The 19,045-nt window shown below is 65.0% G+C and carries 14 protein-coding genes and 1 pseudogene; 5 read left to right on the top strand and 10 right to left on the bottom strand.

The annotated features are described in order from the left end of the window. Positions 1-5: 5 nt before the first annotated feature. From ACVILL_RS10470 to ACVILL_RS10455, 4 genes are all read right to left on the bottom strand, one after another. Positions 6-200 carry a hypothetical protein gene (locus tag ACVILL_RS10470; RefSeq protein ID WP_076864612.1) on the bottom strand — a complete coding sequence of 65 codons (195 nt, stop codon included), beginning with the start codon at positions 198-200 and terminating at the stop codon, positions 6-8. A gap of 175 nt (positions 201-375) precedes the next feature. After that, the gene (locus ACVILL_RS10465) at positions 376-2,835 is read right to left on the bottom strand and encodes a S8 family serine peptidase (protein ID WP_456728980.1); all 2,460 of its coding nucleotides are present in this window, start codon (positions 2,833-2,835) and stop codon (positions 376-378) included. Continuing rightward, positions 2,832-3,029, bottom strand: a complete 198-nt coding sequence (locus ACVILL_RS10460) for a hypothetical protein (RefSeq protein ID WP_456728979.1) — start codon at positions 3,027-3,029, stop codon at positions 2,832-2,834. Before ACVILL_RS10460 ends, ACVILL_RS10465 begins: the two co-directional genes overlap by 4 nt. 149 nt (positions 3,030-3,178) lie before the next feature. Further along, positions 3,179-3,853, bottom strand: coding sequence for a LuxR C-terminal-related transcriptional regulator (locus ACVILL_RS10455; RefSeq protein WP_456728978.1), 675 nt, complete (start codon positions 3,851-3,853; stop codon positions 3,179-3,181). 434 nt (positions 3,854-4,287) lie between these two features. Here ACVILL_RS10455 and ACVILL_RS10450 point away from each other — a divergent pair, with 434 nt between their 5' ends. Beyond that, the gene (locus ACVILL_RS10450) at positions 4,288-5,049 is read left to right on the top strand and encodes a S1 family peptidase (protein ID WP_456728977.1); all 762 of its coding nucleotides are present in this window, start codon (positions 4,288-4,290) and stop codon (positions 5,047-5,049) included. Positions 5,050-5,148: 99 nt separating this feature from the next. Here ACVILL_RS10450 and ACVILL_RS10445 read toward each other — a convergent pair whose 3' ends face one another. The 3 genes from ACVILL_RS10445 to ACVILL_RS10435 form a co-directional block, all read right to left on the bottom strand. Next, on the bottom strand, positions 5,149-7,371 hold the full coding sequence (locus tag ACVILL_RS10445; RefSeq protein ID WP_456728976.1) for an acetate--CoA ligase family protein: 2,223 nt from the start codon (positions 7,369-7,371) through the stop codon (positions 5,149-5,151). Between the two features lie 170 nt (positions 7,372-7,541). Beyond that, the gene (locus ACVILL_RS10440) at positions 7,542-8,132 is read right to left on the bottom strand and encodes a class GN sortase (protein WP_456728975.1); all 591 of its coding nucleotides are present in this window, start codon (positions 8,130-8,132) and stop codon (positions 7,542-7,544) included. Between the two features lie 249 nt (positions 8,133-8,381). Further along, on the bottom strand, positions 8,382-10,601 hold the full coding sequence (locus tag ACVILL_RS10435; protein ID WP_456734232.1) for a marine proteobacterial sortase target protein: 2,220 nt from the start codon (positions 10,599-10,601) through the stop codon (positions 8,382-8,384). 253 nt (positions 10,602-10,854) lie between these two features. Here ACVILL_RS10435 and ACVILL_RS10430 point away from each other — a divergent pair, with 253 nt between their 5' ends. Beyond that, positions 10,855-11,619 carry a helix-turn-helix domain-containing protein gene (locus tag ACVILL_RS10430; RefSeq protein WP_456728974.1) on the top strand — a complete coding sequence of 255 codons (765 nt, stop codon included), beginning with the start codon at positions 10,855-10,857 and terminating at the stop codon, positions 11,617-11,619. 12 nt (positions 11,620-11,631) lie between these two features. Here the strand turns inward: ACVILL_RS10430 and ACVILL_RS10425 are convergent, their stop codons facing one another. The 3 genes and pseudogenes from ACVILL_RS10425 to ACVILL_RS10415 form a co-directional block, all read right to left on the bottom strand. Then, positions 11,632-12,342 (bottom strand): DUF1614 domain-containing protein, encoded by a 711-nt coding sequence (locus ACVILL_RS10425; protein ID WP_456728973.1) that lies wholly within the window; start codon positions 12,340-12,342, stop codon positions 11,632-11,634. Between the two features lie 400 nt (positions 12,343-12,742). After that, positions 12,743-13,964, bottom strand: a pseudogene (locus ACVILL_RS10420) (ABC transporter substrate-binding protein). Between the two features lie 126 nt (positions 13,965-14,090). After that, the gene (locus ACVILL_RS10415) at positions 14,091-15,632 is read right to left on the bottom strand and encodes an acyl-CoA synthetase (RefSeq protein WP_456728972.1); all 1,542 of its coding nucleotides are present in this window, start codon (positions 15,630-15,632) and stop codon (positions 14,091-14,093) included. A gap of 214 nt (positions 15,633-15,846) precedes the next feature. On the opposite strand from ACVILL_RS10415, the gene ACVILL_RS10410 reads away from it, so the two are divergent. The 3 genes from ACVILL_RS10410 (at position 15,847) to ACVILL_RS10400 (ending at position 18,970) form a co-directional block, all read left to right on the top strand. After that, positions 15,847-16,983 (top strand): acyl-CoA dehydrogenase family protein, encoded by a 1,137-nt coding sequence (locus ACVILL_RS10410; protein ID WP_456728971.1) that lies wholly within the window; start codon positions 15,847-15,849, stop codon positions 16,981-16,983. 164 nt (positions 16,984-17,147) lie between these two features. Continuing rightward, entirely contained in the window at positions 17,148-18,314 is a 1,167-nt protein-coding gene (locus tag ACVILL_RS10405) for an acyl-CoA dehydrogenase family protein (RefSeq protein WP_456728970.1), read from the top strand. Further along, complete coding sequence (locus tag ACVILL_RS10400) at positions 18,314-18,970, top strand: glutathione S-transferase family protein (RefSeq protein ID WP_456728969.1); 657 nt, start codon at positions 18,314-18,316, stop codon at positions 18,968-18,970. Before ACVILL_RS10405 ends, ACVILL_RS10400 begins: the two co-directional genes overlap by 1 nt. Positions 18,971-19,045: the final 75 nt, after the last annotated feature.

Below are 19,045 nucleotides of genomic sequence, written 5' to 3'. Positions count from 1 at the left end.
GGCGATCAGATGCCGAGGACGCCGCTGAGGGCGGGGATCGCCACCTTTGCGATCCCGCCGAGGATGTCGCCCCAACCCTGCGGGTTGACCGACCCGTTGGTCGCCACTTCAGCAATCCGCTTCGGACCGCGCTCGATGCCCTCACACTGGATCGGGCTACGCACGCTGCCGAAGGTCTCGAAGTCGTTCCTTGCGTACATGTTCAGCTCCTTCTTTCGGTTTGAATTGACGGCAACTACGGGAGGTGGTCACCCGACCGGGGTCGCCGTCGCTGGACGTCGCCCAGAGGATCGCTCATCGCGTCGATCCCCTGGACCACGTGACGCTCATTCGCGCCACGTTCTGATCTCCTCCGGACGCAGAGGAGCAATTGCCTCAATAGACCTGCCACTGCCGCAGCGGCCCGACCGCCACCGGCACCACGTCGCTCACGTCGATCGTGTACTGATAGACTTCGCGCGCCTGGGTCAGGACCTGCGTCGGGTTGAAGAAGCGGTAGGTGACGTCGTGGCAGATCGACTCGGGGCGGCAGATCACGCTCTGGTCGACTTCGACGGTGTCGAGCCGCAGGCCCTTCTTGGCGACGTCGGTGAAGATCTTCCGCGTGTTGTAGGCATTCATCGCGGAATAGTTCAGCGCGCGATCCTGCGGCGAGAGGCCAACATTGCGGAACTCGTTGTAGATCCGCTCCAGGAAGCCCTCGGCGCCGGCCGGCCAGGTGTCGGGATCCGGTCCGAACAGCGTATAGAGATCCCACTGATAGAAGCCGCGCCAATCGGTGACCAGCGTCGGAACGACGGTGCCGTTGAGCAGCTTGGTGGTGTCGTTGCTGTCGACCCAGCCGGCCATCGAGACCCGCGCAACGCCGCCGCGCGGCGGGAATGCCGGAGGGTTTATCGGTCGTGCATCGGCGTCGGCGGCGGCCGCCGTTGCCGTCACGACGGTGCGGGTTGTCGCGGGATCGTCGTGCGAGACTTCCTGATGCCACAGTGCCAGGATCAGCGCGGCGAAGAACCCGAGACCGAACACATCGAGCGGCTTGATCGCGTAGATCGGGATCGAATCGATCGTCATCGTCCAGGTGATGGCGTCGGCGTCCGGAAAGTTGCTGCCGACGCCCGGGGGCGTCGCTGCCTCGCCTTCGGCCTGGTTCAAGAGATAGCGAGCCATGATCGCCGGATTGTACGGCGCCGAGGTATCGCCGGAGCGGTCGCGCTCCGGTCCGAACACCGGATCGCCGCGTCCGATCAGGCTGTCGCGCCAGTTGGCGATGGCCTGTACGAAGTAGTCGAGGCGGGCTTCCTTGCCGAAATCGTAGAACAGCCTGCCGATCGGGAAAGCGAGCTGACCGGAGGCCTCGGGCGTAGCGCCTTGCGGACGGAGGCCGCCGCCGCAGCCGCAGCTCTTCTCGCTGGTTCGCACCGCGGGGGCTTCGAACATCGGCAGCGCCTGGGGCATTGCGACCGGCAATGCATTGCTCGGCATCAGCGCCGTCATCTGCTGCGGCTGCAGCCAGGTTTGCGGCATCATGCCGGCCGTCGGCATTACCGCCTGCGGCATCATCATCTGCGGCATCACCATCTGGGGTGCCGGTGCCGGCATCCAGATCATGTCGCCGCCCGGATGCGGGGCGTGATACGGATAAGGCGCGGGTGCCGCAATCGGCGCAGCGACGGCACCGTGATCAACCGGCGCGGTCATGGCCGCAGGCACTGCCGGTGCGGCAGGCTGCGCCTCGCTTGGCATGATCCCGGCGCTGCTGCGCAGGACCGAGCCGTCCGGCCCGAAGATGCGCGGAGCCGATGGTGCAGACATTGCTGATAGATCTCCCATGGAACCCTCTCTGGTTGCAGTTGGCTGAGCGGCGGATGACGGTTGGACGAAAGGGCGCGCGAACACTCCCCAGAACCGGGGAGACGCGGCCGTGGCACCCGACGGCATGACGGCGTCCGCCTGCTCGCCAAGCAGGGCGGCGACAGCCGCGGGAATATCGAGCCGTCCGGCGAGACAGCGCGAGGCGCTGCCATCGTTGCGGCAGGGCACCGCGCTTTCCAGCAGCGCGGCACGGACGGCTTGCGGATCGGCCTTGCGTCCGTTCTGGCGCAGGCATGAAAGCAGCAGCGCGACGACGCCGGAGACGATCGGCGCGGCGAAGCTCGTTCCGGACCGCAGGCTGACGTTGCGGACCGGCGAGGCGCCGGCGATGTTCTCGCCGGGCGCAAGGATGCCGTTCTCGAGATAGGCATCGCCGAAATTGCTGAAGGGCAGCGGATCGCCGTCCAGGTCGCACGCGCCCACGGCAAGCACCGAAGCGAGGCTGCCGGGTACCTGGACGCAGCGGCAACCGTCATTGCCGGCGGCGGCGACGATCAGCTTGCCGGCGCGCTCGCAGGCGCGGACCGCGTCGACCAGAATGCGATCGGCCTGTCCCGTCGCCGATTGCTGGCCGCTGCTTATATTGATGATGTCGGCGCCGACGGCCAGCGCCTGGTTGATTGCGAGCGCCAGCGTGCTTTGCGAGGACGGCTCGATCTGCCCTGCGGCATTCTCGCGATAGATCGAGAACACTGTCGCGCTGCAATTCGGCGCGACGCCGAGCACCGGGCTGCCGGGTGTGCCCATCAGCACGCTCGTGACATGGGTGCCGTGCTCGGACTGGATGGCGTTCGAAGACGGCGCCACAAACTGGCCGCCCATCGCGACGCGGGCCTGCCTGAGCGAGGGATGACTGAGGTCGACGGGACCGTCGATGATCGCGATCTTCACCGCGGGGTCGCCACCCGATGCTCTCTGCCACAAGGCAGCCAGACCAGCGATCTCTGCAACTGGATTCATGAAATCAATCCTGACCGATCTGCTGCGAATTCGTGCAGCCGATCCGTCTTCCACGGCAATTTGAATTCATGCAGCGAGCGAAAAGAGCGGCGCCTCGTTGCGTTGGTGCTGTTGTGCCAGCTGTGCCGCGAACGGGCTATTCCCCGCGGTGGATCAGAAAGGATCGAGCCGATGATGCGGATCAATCGATCCATCGGGTCGATCCGGCGTCTCGAAAGATCGATCAAAGGATTTAGTCGGGACCGATCGTTCGGCGCGATACGCGCGCCTACATGCAAAGATGCGCGGCATCGGCGCGCCGATGCGCTGCGTTCGGCCGCACACGGAATTCAGGATGCTTGGGTCAGTCGAGCTCTTGGCGCCTCTCCTGGATCGGCGCAGATGACGCGATCCACGGCGCTTCGCGGACCCGCCGCATCGCTTGCGCGCGGCGCGGCAGCCCGAGCTTCTGCAGCACGTGATGGACGTGATGCTTGACGGTCGCGAGACTGAGATTGAGATCGCGCGCGATCTCCTTGTTCGACAGGCCCTGGCCGATCAGCTTGAGAACCTCGCTCTCGCGGCGCGTCAGTCCCTGGTCCGCATCGATCGTATCCGTCTGACGCTCCATGCAAAACAGCGCACGCAGCAGGCCGCCGGAAATCTCGGCGCTGCACGCGAGCCGTCCCGACGCGACGTCCGACAGCGCGCGGCAGAGTTCATCGAAGCTGGCATTCCGCGAAATGTACCCGCTGAACCCGGCCCGGCCGCAGCGAACCACGTCGCGCCGGTCCTCGTTGAGGCCGAGCGCCACCAGGGCGATCTCCGCGTGTTCGCTCGCGATCACGCGCACCTCATCGAGATCGATGCCCTGTGTGACGTCGATCAGGATGATATTCACATTGCCGGCGTCGAGGGCCTCGCGCAGGCCGGCGAGATCGGAAACCGCCGCCTCGACGGCGAACTCGGCGTGGTTCTTGAAACTCGAGGTAAGCCCCTCGCTGAACAGCCTGATCGGCGTGACGACCGCGATCCTCATATTATCCTCGAACTCAACAAAAATGGCGGGACGAAAGCCGTCGGAAGGTCAACGGCACCGGCATCCAGAAAGTCATGAAGGTAAGTATGCGGTATGCTGCCAGAGGTTGCATTGCTATCGGGTCGAAATTACGGCCCCGATACGCGGGATCAAGAGATGCAGTTCACATTCGGGCGTGCCGACAGCGTGACGTACGATACGATGTGTTGAATAGCGCGGCAAGTCGACGATGCGAGGTGCGTGCGCGCCAAGACGCGGCAGGAAATCCAGCGGTGACTTCAACGCCGTAGTCAGCGACGTCTAGATATTTAGATAATTGACGCGTGCAGGCCCGGATGCTCTGTACAAGATTGCGTGTTCTCCGAGGACGGCTGTGAGCGACGCGATGCCGCGCCTCGAATGTGCCTAATTCGGACGCAGATCGACAGGGTCTCATGACGAACTGGATTCGAGCGACAAGTTTTCTGCCCATGCTATTGGCGACGCCGGCATTCGCCATCGTCGGCGGCGGCGCGCCGTCCACGGATGGCGTCGCCCGCTCGGTCGTGACCATCGTCGGTTCGCGCGGCAATTTCTGCACCGGCGCGCTGATCGCGCCGAAGGTGGTGCTGACCGCGGCGCATTGCGTGCAACCCGGCGCCGACTACAAGATCGTCGAGTATGGCGCGGACCGGCAGCCGAAGCTGCAGGACGTCAAGACGGTTGCGATCCATCCCGGCTTCCGGATGCAGGCGATGACCAACCATGTCGCGACCGCCGATGTCGCGCTGCTGCAGCTCGCGAACCCGGCCGCAGCCAAGGCGCCGGCCGTGCTCGGCATGCCTAACATTCCGATCCAGGTCGGCGGGCGCTTCACCGTGGCGGGCGTCGGCGTCACCGTGCGCGGTGATGGCAAGAGCGGCGGCAGCACGCGTGTCGCCGGCCTGATCGCGAGCGGCAAGCCCGGCACGCTGCAGATCCGTCTGGTCGATCCGGTCGGGCAGGGCGTGCGCGACGGGCTCGGCGCCTGCACCGGCGATTCCGGTGCGCCGGTGTTCGAGGACAAGCAAAGCGGCCCCGTCATCGTCGGCGTGGTGAGCTGGTCCACCGGCCCGAACGGCACCGCCGGCTGCGGCGGCATCACCGGCGTGACGCCGCTGACGCTCTATCGCGACTGGGTGATGCAGACCGCGCTGCAGTGGGGTGCGGCGTTCTGACAATGGCCGTCATTGCCGAGCTAGACCCGGCAATCCATCCGGAAACGACGTGCTTCTTTTGATGGATGCGCGGGTCAAGCCCGCGCATGACGATCGAACCTAATGTCCCGCAGCCTTGTTCGCGGCGGCGTTGTTCAGCACGATCAGGCCGTCGACGGCGACGCCCAGCTTGCTGTTGATCAGGAACGGGTTGACGTCGATCGAGGCGATGCGGCCGTTGGCGTCGGCCATCAGGTTGGAGAGTCCGACCAGTGCTTTCACCGCCGACGGCTCGTGCAGCGCGGGCTTGCCCCGATAGCCCTTGATCTTGACGCCGGCCTTGGTCTTCGCGATCAGCTCCTGTGCCTCGGCGGCATCGAGCGGGGCGCCGGCCAGCGCCACGTCCTTCATCAGCTCGATGTCGATGCCGCCGGTGCCGAACAGCACCACGGGGCCCATCTCGGCGTCGAGCGAGGCGCCGACCACGAGCTCGAGGTCGGCCTTGACCTGCTGCGCGATCAGGATGCCCTCGAGCTTCGGCTTGCCCTTCAGCTTCTTCACCCGCGCGGTGATGTCGTTGAACGCCTTCTTCACCTCGACTGCGTTGGCGAGGTTCAGCACCACGCCGCCGATATCCGACTTGTGCAGGATGTCGGGGCTGACCACCTTGGCGACGACGGGAAAGCCGATTGACTTGGCGATCTTCACCGCCTCCGCCGCGGTCTGCGCGACCGCTTCCTTCGAGATCGGGATGCCATAGGCCTTGAGCAGCTTCTTCGAGGCGACCTCGTCGAGCGCGGCGGCGCCGTTGGCAGCCTTCAGCGTCTTCTCCAGCACGGCGCGCGCGGACGGCTTCGAGCTCGATGCGATGTCGGGCACCTCCTTGCGCAGATCGGCATATTTGATCAGCGACTTGATCGCGCCGACCGCGCGGTCGAGGCCCTGCATGACTGCGACGTTTGGCAGGGTCTTGCGCAGTCCCTTGGTGAATTCGGTGAAGCCGATCGACATCGCGCTGATATAGATCACGGGCTTGTTGGCCTGGCCGGCCATCTCGTTGACGATCCGCAGATTGCGCTCGCGCAATTCATGCGGCGCCTTCGGCAGCTCGGCGTCGATGATGACGATGTCGGCGTCGGGATCGTCGATCATGATCTTGATCGACTTCATGTAGACGGAGGGATCGACCACCGCGGCAAAGCCGGCGTCGAGCGGATTGCCGACGATGCTGCCCGGGCCGAGCATCTTCGCCAGCTGCTCCGATGCGTTTGGACTCAGCGGCGCGAAGTTCAGTCCGGCGGAATAGAATGCGTCGATCAAGAGCCCGCGCTTGCCGCCCGACAGCGACACCGCCGCGAGACGGTTGCCCTTCGGCGGATCGGCATGCACGAAGCATTCGGTGGTCTCGATCAGTTCGTCGAGCCCGCGCACCCGGATCACGCCTTCGCGGGTCGAGATCGCATCGAAGGTCTCGATCGAGCCGGCGAGCGCGCCGGTATGCGCCATCGCCGCGGCGCGGCCGCCTTCGGAGGCGCCGAGCTTGAGCGCGATCACCGGCTTGCCGGCGGCGCGCGCGGCCTTGCAGGCATCGCGGAACACTTTGGTGTTCCGGACGCCCTCGAGATAGACCACGATGACGCGGATGCTCGGATCGGCGGCGAAATATCTCATCAGGTCGGGGGTCTCGAGCCCGGACTCGTTGCCGGTCGTGACCATATATCCGACGCCGACGCCGCGATCCTCCAGCGCCTGCCGGATCGCCATCACGATCGCGCCGGATTGGCCGGCGATCGCCACCGCGCCCGGCTCCATGGTGACGATGCGATCGTCGATATTGGTGAACAGGTTCTCGCCGGCACTCAGATTGCCGAGGCAGTTCGGGCCGGTGACCGCAAGCCCGGTCTCCTTGATCGCCTGCTTCAGCTCGACCGCGAGCCGCTGGCTCTCTTCATCCTGCAGCTCGCTGAAGCCGGAGGTGACGATAGTCGCCGAGCGCGCGCCGGCCGCGGCCGCATCACGGATAACCTGCACCGCGAATCGCGCCGGCACCAGCACCAGCACATGGTCGGGCTTTTCGGGAAGGCTGGCAAAATCCTTGTAGCAGGTGACGCCCCAGATGGTTTCGCGCTTGGCGTTGATCGGAAACAGGCCGCCGGCATATTTGTACTTGATCAGGTTGTTCCAGATCCGTTCGGCGTAGTTGCCGGGCTTGTCGGTGGCGCCGACCAGCACGATGTTGCGCGGGTGCAGCATCGCATGGATGCTTTTGACGATGTCGCTGGCGTCAGCGGGCGGCGCCCATTTGTGGAACGGATGAGACGCGGTGCTTGCGAGAGCTTCCATGGAGCCTGCCCTTACCCTTGTTGTCTTTTGTTTCCTCTGGCCACGGCGGATCACCGTGAGGCGCGCGATTTTCATTGTTTTTATGGCTGATGGAAGGGGGTAGCAACTCACGCTGGCGCGGGTCAGGGCGTCGCGCGCAATATCCCGGCAGACGCAATATTCATTGCGTGTCAGGAACCCGATTCGACCGAGCTCGAATCCGATTTGATCATGGTTGCGTGCAACAGATAGCGCTCGGGCCCCGAGGTCAGCGCGTCGAACGGCCAGCAGGTCGACAGCACCAGCTCGTACCGGTCAGTCAGCGGATCGATGCCGGATTGATCGAAGCGGACGACCGAGCTGCGGTCGGCCCGGTAGCGAAAGATCTTGCCGTCGCTCCGCGTGACGTCGATCTCGTCGCCGATTGTGACGTCCTTGAGAAAGCGGAAATGGGTGTCGCGATGCGCGGAATAAACCGCGACGCCGCGCTCGCCGGCATCGACGGTCTGTTCGACATGGCCGGGGCCGAACGCCAGCGCCTGGCCGCTGCTGCCGGCGAGCGCGATCGCGGACGCGTGCAGGCGCTTCACCTCGATCCGGGCTACCGGCCAGGTGTCGGCCCAGCTCCACGGCTTCACCGGTTGCCCGCTCGCGATGGTCTCAGCAAAGGCGCGCTCCAGCAGCGCCTGCGCGAGCAGCGCCTTGGCGTGGATATAGGCGCCCTGGCCGAACAGGATCAGGCCGATGAGGGCGAAGGCGAGGGGGAAGATAAAGCGGCGCATCTACGGCCTCTTGCTGTCATTCCGGGATGGTCCGAAGGACCAGACCTCAGATGCGCAAATGCGCATCGGGGAATCTCGAGATTCTCGGTGCGCAATTGCGCACCTGAGGGTTCGATGCTGCGCATCGCCCCGGAATGACATTGCGAGTTGAGGAAGAGTTGCGCGCGCGGCCCCTTGGGGGACAGGTGGGAAGGCCGCGCGCGCTCTTGAAGGAGGAGGTCGGGGGGCACCTCCTCCTTTCATCCGACGTCATTGGGGCGACGTCTGACGCCGGTTGAACACCAGAAGCAGAAGGCTGACCGTGAGCAGGATCACGCCCGCGATCATCTTCAATTCGGCATCGGTCGCGGTCTTCGGCAGCTGGACGGTGGCGGGACCTTGCGCGGCGACCGGCGACCGCTTCAGCGCAGCAAGCTGCACCTTGCCGTTGCCTGCCTCGGCACGACGCTCGCCCGGTGCCGCCGGCAGGCGCGGCTGCTCGCCGAACACCTTCGCGAAATCCCAGCCGGCGGGCAGGTTGAGCGGTAGTTCGCTCACCTTCAGCGGCTCGCCTTCGGGACGGCTCGGCGTCTTGTCGACCGCCACGAGGCTGGTCAGCCGCGTGACGAGCTGATGCTCCAGCGCCAGCGCAAGGATGGTCTTGTCGGCATCCTCCGGGCTCGACTGCCGCATGGTACGCGCGACCTCGGCGTCCGCGATCTTGCGGCGCGCCCACAGCTTCGACAGGCCCTTGCCTTCGGCGGCATTCGCGAGCGGCAGCGTCACGCTCCACGGACGGTCGCCGATGCGGCCCTTGATCTCGACCGAGCCGGCGAGCTTGTCGAGCTTCGCGGCCAGCACCAGCGGCTCGTCGCGATACACGTCGGGCAGAGCCGACGGCGTCAGGTCGGCGGTTGCCTCGGAGAATTTCGCGGACAGGTTCGTCACCGCGGGATTCTCCAGCTTGGCGAACAGGTCGCGCATGCGCTCGTCGACCTGCTCGACCGAGCCGATATGGGTGAAGGTGCCGCGGCCGAGCTCGGCGGCGCGCGTCATCAGATAGGTGTTCGGCGCCGAGCCGATGCCGACCATGAAGACCCGCGAGCGGCCGCGCAGCGCGCTGATGGCTTCGAACAATTGCTGCTCGTTGCCGACGGCACCGTCGGTCAGGAACACGACCTGGCGGACGTAATTGGCGTCGTCGCGGTTGCTGTCGGAGAGCGCCGCGCGCATCGCCGGCAGCATCTCGGTGCCGCCGCGCGCCTGCAGTGCGCTGACGAACGCCGTCGCGTTGCCGATATTGGCGCTGTTGGCCGCGACCGGCGCCGGGAACAGCGTGTCCATGGTGTCGTCGAAGCGGATCACGTTGAAGCGATCGGTCGGCTGCAGGCGGCCGAGCGCGTAGATGAGGCTCGCCTTGGCCTGGATGATCGAGGTGCCGCCCATCGAGCCGGAATTGTCGATCACGAAGATCACCTCGCGGGCGAGCTGCTTCTGCTGCGCCTGTTCGACCGACGGCGGGGTGACGAAGGCCAGCAGATAGTCGGAATTGCCGACATGCTCGCGGAACAGTCCGACCGACGGCGCCTTCTCGGCGGCCGGCTTCCAGGTCAGCTCGAAATCGCGATCTGCCGGCACCGGGCCTTCGGCGAGCTTGACGATACGCGTGGCGCTGTCGGGGCTCTCGATCTTGATCTGGTGGGAATGGCTCTTCACCTCGCCGAGCGGGAAGCCGGCGTTGAGGTGCACCGTGATATTGGTCGGATTGACCGGGGCATTGGTGGCGGGATCGAGTACCTCGGAGGCGATGCGATCGCGGTCCGGTATTGGATCGGTCGTGGTGGCGCCCCAACCGCTGCCGTCGGCGCGGAGGTCAACGCTCTGCACCACCGGACGCGGATTGTAGCGCGGGCCGACCACCATCGGCACCCGCAGCGAGAACTCGTTGCCGCTCTGCTGCACCGGCTCCTGATATTCGATCTGCACCAGCACGGTTTCGCCGGGGCCGATATTGGCGACCGAGTTGGTGAAGATGTTCGGTCGCTCCTGCTCGGTGAGCGCGGCCTTCTGGCCATTTTGTTTGGCCTGCTCGTAGATCGCGCGAGCCTGCTGCCGCTCCTTGATGTCACCGACCACGATGCGATCGCCGACCACCATCTTCAGCGTGTCGACCGCGCCGCCGGCCGGCAGCGGATAGACATAGGTCGCTTCGACCCAGTCCTTGGTCGGGTTGCGGAAGATCTGGGTGACGCGGGCGCGGACGGTTGGGCCCGACACGGTGAGGTCGACATCGATGCCGAGCCTCAACGCGTCCTTATAGCCGTCGTCGGTCTTGAACAGCAGCGAGCCGGAGCGCGCTTCGCTCGGCCGCAGCACCGCCTGTTGCGGCAGCTCGGCCGACCACACCGGATCGAAACTCACGAACAGCGCCGCAAAGCCGATCACCAGCGCGGCGACACCTTCCACCAGGAAGAACAGCACGATCCGCATCCTGCGCGACAGGCGGATCTGCGGGCTGCTCTCACATGCATCGTAAATCGTCATTTTCGTCACTCCCGAGCGAGACTTTCGCTGCTTCGCAATCATGGAGAACGCCGGTTTTGGCGCGAGCAGAATGATCGGCAATGATTGGCCGCGGTCCGGCGCGGGCCGCCGCCGGCCAAGGCGGGTTTGTGCGGTTTTGTGATGGATTGTCCGGTCTGCTAGACTGCGCGGAATCAAGGGGAACCGGGCAGGAATCAGAATGCCGACGCCGGACAAGCAGCTTTCCGCCGAGCAGAGCCGGCAGGTCGCGGAGACCATCCGCGAGGAAATCGCCCGACGCCGCATCTCGCGGCAGACGCTGGCGGAGCAGGCGAAGCTCAGCCTGTCGACGCTGGAGAAGGTGCTCGGCGGCCGCCGTCCGTTCACGCTGGCGACCACGGTGCGGCTCGAGCAGGCGCTCGGTGTGTCCCTGCGCAAGCTGCCGGAGACGATCACAGTCGCCGCGCCTGCCAATGGCGGGATTGCACCCGACAGCCTCGGATCCTATTCCCGCCGCGCGGTGGCGCGGATCGAGGGGACCTACATCACGGTGCGGCCGTCGTTCGGCGAGCAGGGCGCGCTCTATGCCTATCGCACCGAGATCGTCTGGGATGAGGCGGCGTCATCGCTCGGCTTCCGCGAGGGCGAGCGGCTCGACGCCGATTACACCCAGTATGGCGAGGTGGCGGTGCCCAATGAATCGGGCTTCGTCTATCTCGTGACCAACAGGCACGGCCAGCATCGGGTGATCACGGTCTCGCGCCCGCGCAATTCCGGTGAGATGTACGGCATCATCACGACGCTGCTCGCCGGGCGCGGCTCGCTGCTGACGCCGGTCGCCGCGCCGATCGCGTTCCTGCCGATCAAGAACGTGCCCAAGCCGAGCCTCGGCCGGGTGTCGGCCGACGATGCGAACTTTGCCGTCTACAGCGAGCACCTGCGCCGCACGATCGACGAGCCGTTCGCGATCTTCCTGCCGGGATAGCTCCCGACGAGATTACGCCGGCCTCGGACGTGCTGGCGCAACCACGCCGGCGATCAGCACTGCGAGAATGCCGGTCAGGAAAATGCCGTCGAATGTGCCGGCACCGCCGATCGACGCGATCGGCGCGCCGAGGCTGCCGATCTTGTCGAGGTTCAACAGATCGGCGCCGAGCAGCGTTCCCATCGAACCGCCGATATAGGCGAGCGGTGCGGCGTATTCGCGGGACAGCAGCAGCGCGAGGATCGCGGTGGCCACGACAGGCACGAACACGGGAACGGCGATCCCCATGCCCGGCACCGGCGTGGCGCTGGCGTGGACAATGGCCGCGATGACGACCGTCGCGACCGCGGCTCTCAGCCAGAGCTGGTAGCGCAGCATCAAATAGGCGGACATCACGGCCGGAATCACCGCGCCGCCGACATTCACGGCAAGGATCGTGCTCGGCGACGAGAGGTAAGGCACGACATAGCGCATGCCGAAGAAGTCGACGATCTGCCCCGATCGCACCGGCGGGCCGGACAGCACGGTGATCGGGATGTTGAAATAGCTGCCGATCAGCGAACCGAACAGCAGCAGCAACGCGACGCCGGGGCCGATGCCGAGCCGCATATAGGCGTAGCGCAATACGCGCAGCTGGATCAGGATCACCAGCGCCACGGCGACGAAGACCAGGATCGAGAAGAAACCCGGGGTCAGCGGCAGATAATGAACGTCGGAATCCATCGGCGTACAGTCCGGTCTCGGCTCGGCCCCTGTTGTCACGTAGGAATTTTGGACAGGATCACAAGCAGGAGTCCCGTCATCCCGGGGTGCGAGCCTTGCGGCGCAATTGCGCCGCTGGGCGAGCCTCGAAGGATGCACGGCCACCAGAGCGGCCGTCGACCCCTTCGAGACGCCGCTTCGCGGCTCCTCCAGCGACAACGGCAAAGCCGTTGCGCGGGGGTGACGGTGAGAGAGCCGAAAACAACGAAGCCGCCCGGATGGGCGGCTTCGCGATGCCTAAGGCAGTGACGCGAGAGGCGCTAGAGCATGATCCGGAAAAGTGGAAACCGGTTTTCCGAAAAGATCATGCTCAAACAAAGAGATGAGATCGTGATGCGTTTCCGTGGAGACGCATTACGATCTAGCCGCCAGTCTCGGCGCTGATGATGTCGCCGAACAGCTCCCACTGTCCGTTCTTGAACTGCATCATCTTGAGCTGCTCGACCGGCGCGAAGTCGGTCGCGCTGGTGTTTGATCCGGATGCCGGGGATCAGCGTGTCGGGCGTGAAGTCCTTCAGGCTGGCGGCCTGCTTCATCACGTTCTCGCGCGTCAGGTTGTCGCCGGCCTGCTTCAGCACCTGCACCATGGTCTGCGCCGCGGCGTAGCCATAGACCAGATTGGCGTCCGACAGATTGGCGCCCGGCATGTACTTCTCGGCGAAGGCCATGAACTTCTTCATGCCCTCGTCGTTCTTCCATTGCGGATCGGAGGCGTCCTTGAGGTAGCCGGCCGACAGCACGCCTTCGGACGCTTCGAGCCCGGCGGGCTTCATGACCGCGCCGATCGAGATCGAGACGTCGGTCATCACCTGCATCGGCTTCCAGCCGAGCTCGGCGATCTTCTTGATCGCCTGCGCCGCGAATTTCGGCGTCGAGATGTTGACGAACACGTCGGCGCCGGTGTCCTTCAGCTTGACGATATGAGAGTCGACCGACGGTTCGGTGGTCTCGTAGCTTTCCTCAGCGACGATCTTGACGCTTGATTTGTCGAGGACCTCCTTCAAGCCGGCCAGGTAGTCCTTGCCGAAATCGTCATTGGCATAGAAGATCGCGACCTTGGCATCCGGCTTGGCCTTCAGGATGTACTTGCCGAAGATCCGCGCCTCGACGCGATAGCTCGGTTGGAAGCCCATCGTCCACGGGAAGTCCTTCGGATCGTTCCACTTGCTGGCGCCGGTGGCGAGGAACAGTTGCGGCACCTTCTTGGCGTTGTGATACTTCTGCACGGCGGTCTGGGTCGGCGTGCCCAGCGCGTTGAACACCAGGAAGACTTCGTCGCTCTCGATCAGCTTGCGGATTTGCTCGACGGTCTTCGGCGGCGAGTAGCCGTCGTCATAGGAGATCCAGTTGATCTTGCGACCGTTGATGCCGCCCTGATCGTTGATCATCTTGAAATAGGCTTCTTCGGTCTTGCCGATCACGCCGTAGGCGGAGGCGGGACCGCTATAGGCCTCGACATTGCCGATCTTGATCTCGGTGTCGGAGGCGCCGGTGTCATATTTCTTCTGGGCAAAGGCGGCCTGGGTGGAGAGCAGGCAGAGCGCCGTGGCGGCTGCCAGCAGCGACAGGTTTGTTGTTTTCATAAAGGCAATTTCCTCGATTGATTCTGGTTGGGGACTGACGCAACGAACCCGCATCCGGTCCCGGCAGACGGTTGCGGGGCAATCAATGTCGCGGCGGGATCCGGAACGCGCGAGCGCGTGTTCGGATCACGCCGCGGTATCGGTCGGCTTCGGCTGGCTGAACTGCTGCCGGAGCGTCGGCTTATGAATTTTGCCTGTCGCGTTCCGCGGCAGGGCCTCGATGAATTCGATCAGGCGCGGGCATTTGAACCGCGCCAGATTGGCCTGGCAATGTGCGTGGATCTCGTCCGGCGTCAGCGTATGGCCCGCCTTCACGGCGATCACGGCCATCCCGACCTCACCCCATTGCTCGTTCGGGATGCCGATCACGGCGGCTTCGGCCACGGCCGTCAATTGATGCAGCACGCTCTCGACCTCGGCCGGATAGACGTTCTCGCCGCCGGAGATGTACATGTCCTTCCAGCGATCGACGATGTAGTAGAAGCCCTCCTCGTCGATCCGCGTCGCATCGCCGGTGTGCAGCCAGCCGTCGGTGAAGGAGGAGGCATTGGCGTCCGGCCGGTTCCAGTAGCCCGGCGTGATGTTCGGGCCCTTGACCCAGAGCTCGCCGAGCTCGCCAACCGCGGCATCGCTCCCGTCGGGCCGCACGATGCGCACTTCCGTATGCAGCACCGGCTTGCCCGACGAGCCGGCCTTGCGCGCGGCATCCTCGCGGTCGAGCACCATCACCGCGGGCGAGGTCTCGGTCATGCCATAGCCCTGCTGCAGCGCGACGCCGCGCGCCTCCCAGGTCTTGAGCAGCGGCACCGGCATCGGCGCGCCGCCGACGCCGCCGATCATCAGGCGGCTGAAATCCGCTGTGGCGAAGGACGGATGCTGCGCCATGAACTGGTAGATCGCGGGCACGCCGAAGAATACGTTGATGCCTTGCACGGGATCGCTGATCAACCTCAGCGCCTCGCCGGGATCGAACATGCGCATGATCAGCACCGTGCCGCCGGCATGCAGCACCGGGTTGGTGTAGCAATTGAGCCCGCCGGTGTGGAACAGCGGCAGCACCGTCAGCAGCACCGAGGCCGGCGAGATATAGGCGGGGCCTCCGAGATTGACGCAATTCCAGAACGTCATCCCATGCGTGATGATTGCGCCCTTGGGCTGGCCCGTGGTCCCCGAGGTGTACATGATGGTCGAGATGTCATCGAGCGTGACTTCCTCGAACCGTTCGACCGGCTTGGCCGCCGCGATGCCGGCCTCGTAGGCGCCGTCCGGGCCGAGCCGCACCGTAGCAGCGACAGCGCAGAGCTTGGCGACCGCAAGCGCGGTCTCGGCGAGGTCGTCGTCATGGATCATCACCTTGGGCGCGGCGTCGCCGGTGATGTAGCGCAACTCAGGGACGGTGAGGCGGGTGTTGAGCGGCAGGAAGATCGCGCCGATCCGGAAGCAGGCGAACTGTATCTCCAGCGTATCCGTCGTATTGAGCGCCAGCACCGCGACGCGGTCGCCATTAGCAACCTTCAGCCCGTCGCGCAGATAGGCGGCGAGCCGCGACACGCGGGTGTCGAGCTCCGCATAGGTGAAGCGGCGTCCGCTTGCGAGATCGATCAGCGCCATCTTGTCCGGCGTGCGCCGGCGATGATGCGCGATCCAGTCGTAATAACGAACCGGCAAAATTCCCTCCTCTGGAACGGCAGTCTTGCGCCGCCTGTTCCTGGCTCAATTGATGCCATGGATTGGCAGTGGAGGGGGCGTATTGGGATACTGTCTTGCGTTTACAGGCTGGCCGTTAGTCGAATGGAATGCCGGCCGGGCCAACAGCCACTCGACGCAAGTGGCCCAAGAAAAATCCGGACATCGTCGGATCCGGGAATCAGGGAGCAAGCGGATGGCAAACCCGTTCTACACCGGCGAGCATGAGGCCTTTCGCGAGGTGATGCGGCGCTTTGTGGCCAGGGAAATCGAGCCTTATGCCCATCAATGGGATGAAGAGGGCGAGTTTCCGCGTGAGCTCTACGCGAAAGCGTCCGAGATCGGGCTGCTCGGCCTCGGTTTTCCCGAGGAATATGGCGGAATCGCCGCCGACCAGTTCATGAAGATCGTGGCCTCGCAGGAGCTGGCACGGGCCGGCGCCGGCGGCGTTTCCTCGAGCCTGATGAGCCACACCATCGGCTCGCCGCCGATCGCCCGCGCCGCGCGGCCGGAGGTCAAGGCGCGGGTGCTGCCGGAGGTGCTCGGGGGCCGGAAGATCTCCGCGCTCGCGATCACCGAGCCGAGCGGCGGCTCCGACGTCGCGAACCTGCGCACGAGGGCACGGCGTGACGGCGACCATTACGCCGTCTCCGGCGAGAAGACCTTCATCACATCAGGGATGCGCGCCGACTATCTGACGGTCGCGGTGCGCACCGGCGGCGAAGGCCCCGGCGGCGTCAGCCTGCTCTTGATCGAGGGCGATACGCCCGGCCTGTCTCGCACCAAGCTGAAGAAGATGGGCTGGTGGGCGTCGGACACCGCGACCTTGCATTTCGACGAATGCCGCGTACCGGTCGAGAATTTGATCGGCGAGGAAGGCCAGGGCTTCAAGATCATCATGCAGAACTTCAACAGCGAGCGCATGGGCATGGCGGCGAGCTGCACCGCCTATGCGCGGGTCTGCCTCGATGAGGCGGTCGCCTACGCCAAGGAGCGCAAGACGTTCGGCAAGCCGATCGCCCAGCACCAGGTCATCAGGCACAAGATCGTCGACATGGCCCAGAAGGTCGCGGCCTCGCAGGCGATGTTGGAGATGCTGGCGTGGCGGCTCGGCCAGGGCGAAAGCCCGGTCGCCGAGATCTGCATGATGAAGAACCAGGCGACGCAGACCATGGCGCATTGCGCCTCCGAGGCAGTGCAGATCTTCGGCGGCGCCGGCTTCATGCGCGGCATCAAGGTCGAGCGCATCTACCGCGAGGTCAAGGTCAATGCCATCGGCGGCGGCACCGAGGAGATCATGAAGGATCTCGCGTCGCGGCAGATGGGGCTGTGATCAAGGCTTGCGAACCCTCCGCCTGAAAGGGGGAGGGCAGGGTGGGGGGCACGCCGCGAGTTCAGCTGTCAGTTTGATCCCCACCCGGCCCGCTCGGCGTTGCCGAGCGTTCCGACCTCCCCCTTTCAGGGGGAGGTGAGAAGAATGACGAGGACAAGGGAAACATGCTTTTCACCGCCGACCACGACGAACCGCGCCGTGCCCTCCAAAAGTTCATCGCGGCCGAGATCAATCCTCATGTCGACGAATGGGAGAAGGCCGACATCTTCCCGGCGCATGAGCTGTTCAAGAAGCTCGGCGGTCTCGGCTTCCTCGGGCTCAACAAGTCGGTCGAGTTCGGCGGCCAGGGGCTGGATTACTCCTACGCGCTGATGATGGCCGAAGAGCTCGGCGCCATCACCTGCGGCGGCGTGCCGATGGCGATCGGGGTGCAGACCGACATGGCGACCCCGGCGCTGGCGCGGTTCGGCTCCGACGAGGTGCGCCGCGAATTCCTGGTGCCGGCGATCGCGGGCGATCAGGTCGCCTGCATCGGTGTCTCCGAGCCCGGCGCCGGCTCCGACGTCGCCTCGATCAAGACCCATGCGCGCTCCGATGGCGACGACTACGTCATCAATGGCGGCAAGATGTGGATCACCAACGGTACCCAGGCCGATTGGATCTGCCTGCTCGCCAACACCAGTGACGGCCAGGTCCATCGCAACAAGTCGCTGATCTGCGTGCCGATGAAGACCAAGGGCGTGCACGTCGCGCGCAAGCTCGACAAGCTCGGCATGCGCTCGTCGGATACGGCGCAGATCTTCTTCGACAATGTCCGGGTGCCGAAGCGCAACCGGATCGGCGAGGAAGGCCAGGGCTTCACCTACCAGATGATCCAGTTCCAGGAGGAGCGGCTGTGGGGCGCCGCGGCTTGCCTCAAGGCGCATGAATTCATCATCAACGAGACCATCGACTACACCCGCAACCGCAAGGCATTCGGCGGCTCGATCCTCGACAACCAGGTGGTGCACTTCAAGCTCGCGGAGATGCAGACCGAGGTCGAGCTGTTGCGCTCGCTGATCTACCGCGCCGGCGAGGCGCTGGTGGCCGGCGAGGATGTGACCCGGCTCGCGACCATGTCCAAGCTGAAGGCCGGCCGCCTCGGCCGCGAGCTCACCGATGCCTGCCTGCAATATTGGGGCGGCATGGGTTTCACCAACGAGACGCCGGTCAGCCGGGCCTATCGCGACAGCCGCCTGACCTCGATCGGCGGCGGCGCCGACGAGGTGATGCTCATGGTATTGTGCAAGATGATGGGCACGCTGCCTGGCCTGAAGAAGGGAAACGCCTGATGATCACGCTCTATCACTGCGACGCCGCGCGTTCGTTCCGCCCGCTGTGGATGCTGGAGGAGCTCGGCCTTCCCTATGAGCTGAAGATGCTGCCGTTCCCGCCGCGCGTGTTCGCCAAGGAATATCTCGGCATCAATCCGCTCGGCACCATCCCGTTCATGGTCGACGGCGAGACGAAGATGACGGAGTCCTCCGGCATCTGCCACTACCTCGGCACCAAATATGGCCCGACGCCGCTGATCGTGGGCGCCGACGAGCCGGCCTATGGCGCGTTCCTGAACTGGATGTATTTTTCGGATGCGACGCTGACCTTTCCGCAGACGCTGGTGCTTCGCTACAGCCAGCTCGAGCCGGAGGAGCGGCGCAACCCGCAGGTGGCCGGCGATTATGCAAAATGGTTCCTAGGCCGCCTGCGCGCGGTGGAGGCCGCCGCCGCGAAGTCTGAATTCCTCTGCGCGGAACGCTTCACCGCTGCCGACATCGCCAACGGTTATGCGCTCCGGCTTGCCAGCAATATCGGCCTTTCCAAGGATTTCGGGCCGAATGTCGCGGCCTATTGGGCGCGGCTGCAGCAGCGCGACGGCTACAAGCGCGCGGTCGTATCGGAACAAAAAGCCGGGCAGGAACAGAACGTTGTGCCGCGGACGCGGCCTTGATCTCGCGGCAGGCGATGTGTCCCTGGAATTGATCCAGCGCGTCGGTGACAGGTTGCGAATTTGCGCTATGGTAGC

It is taken from the genome of Bradyrhizobium sp. USDA 3364, from assembly GCF_054056355.1.
This window is presented reverse-complemented; position numbering and strand designations above follow the sequence as displayed.

Bases quoted from the DNA above. Each gene is read 5' to 3' on its own strand.
- ACVILL_RS10465 (WP_456728980.1), bottom strand. From the start codon at position 2,835: ATGAATCCAGTTGCAGAGATCGCTGGTCTGGCTGCCTTGTGGCAGAGA.
- ACVILL_RS10440 (WP_456728975.1), bottom strand. From the start codon at position 8,132: ATGCGCCGCTTTATCTTCCCCCTCGCCTTCGCCCTCATCGGCCTGATC.
- ACVILL_RS10410 (WP_456728971.1), top strand. From the start codon at position 15,847: ATGGCAAACCCGTTCTACACCGGCGAGCATGAGGCCTTTCGCGAGGTG.
- ACVILL_RS10450 (WP_456728977.1), top strand. From the start codon at position 4,288: ATGACGAACTGGATTCGAGCGACAAGTTTTCTGCCCATGCTATTGGCG.
- ACVILL_RS10470 (WP_076864612.1), bottom strand. From the start codon at position 200: ATGTACGCAAGGAACGACTTCGAGACCTTCGGCAGCGTGCGTAGCCCG.
- ACVILL_RS10400 (WP_456728969.1), top strand. From the start codon at position 18,314: ATGATCACGCTCTATCACTGCGACGCCGCGCGTTCGTTCCGCCCGCTG.
- ACVILL_RS10460 (WP_456728979.1), bottom strand. From the start codon at position 3,029: ATGGATCGATTGATCCGCATCATCGGCTCGATCCTTTCTGATCCACCG.
- ACVILL_RS10455 (WP_456728978.1), bottom strand. From the start codon at position 3,853: ATGAGGATCGCGGTCGTCACGCCGATCAGGCTGTTCAGCGAGGGGCTT.
- ACVILL_RS10405 (WP_456728970.1), top strand. From the start codon at position 17,148: ATGCTTTTCACCGCCGACCACGACGAACCGCGCCGTGCCCTCCAAAAG.
- ACVILL_RS10445 (WP_456728976.1), bottom strand. From the start codon at position 7,371: ATGGAAGCTCTCGCAAGCACCGCGTCTCATCCGTTCCACAAATGGGCG.
- ACVILL_RS10435 (WP_456734232.1), bottom strand. From the start codon at position 10,601: ATGCGGATCGTGCTGTTCTTCCTGGTGGAAGGTGTCGCCGCGCTGGTG.
- ACVILL_RS10425 (WP_456728973.1), bottom strand. From the start codon at position 12,342: ATGGATTCCGACGTTCATTATCTGCCGCTGACCCCGGGTTTCTTCTCG.
- ACVILL_RS10430 (WP_456728974.1), top strand. From the start codon at position 10,855: ATGCCGACGCCGGACAAGCAGCTTTCCGCCGAGCAGAGCCGGCAGGTC.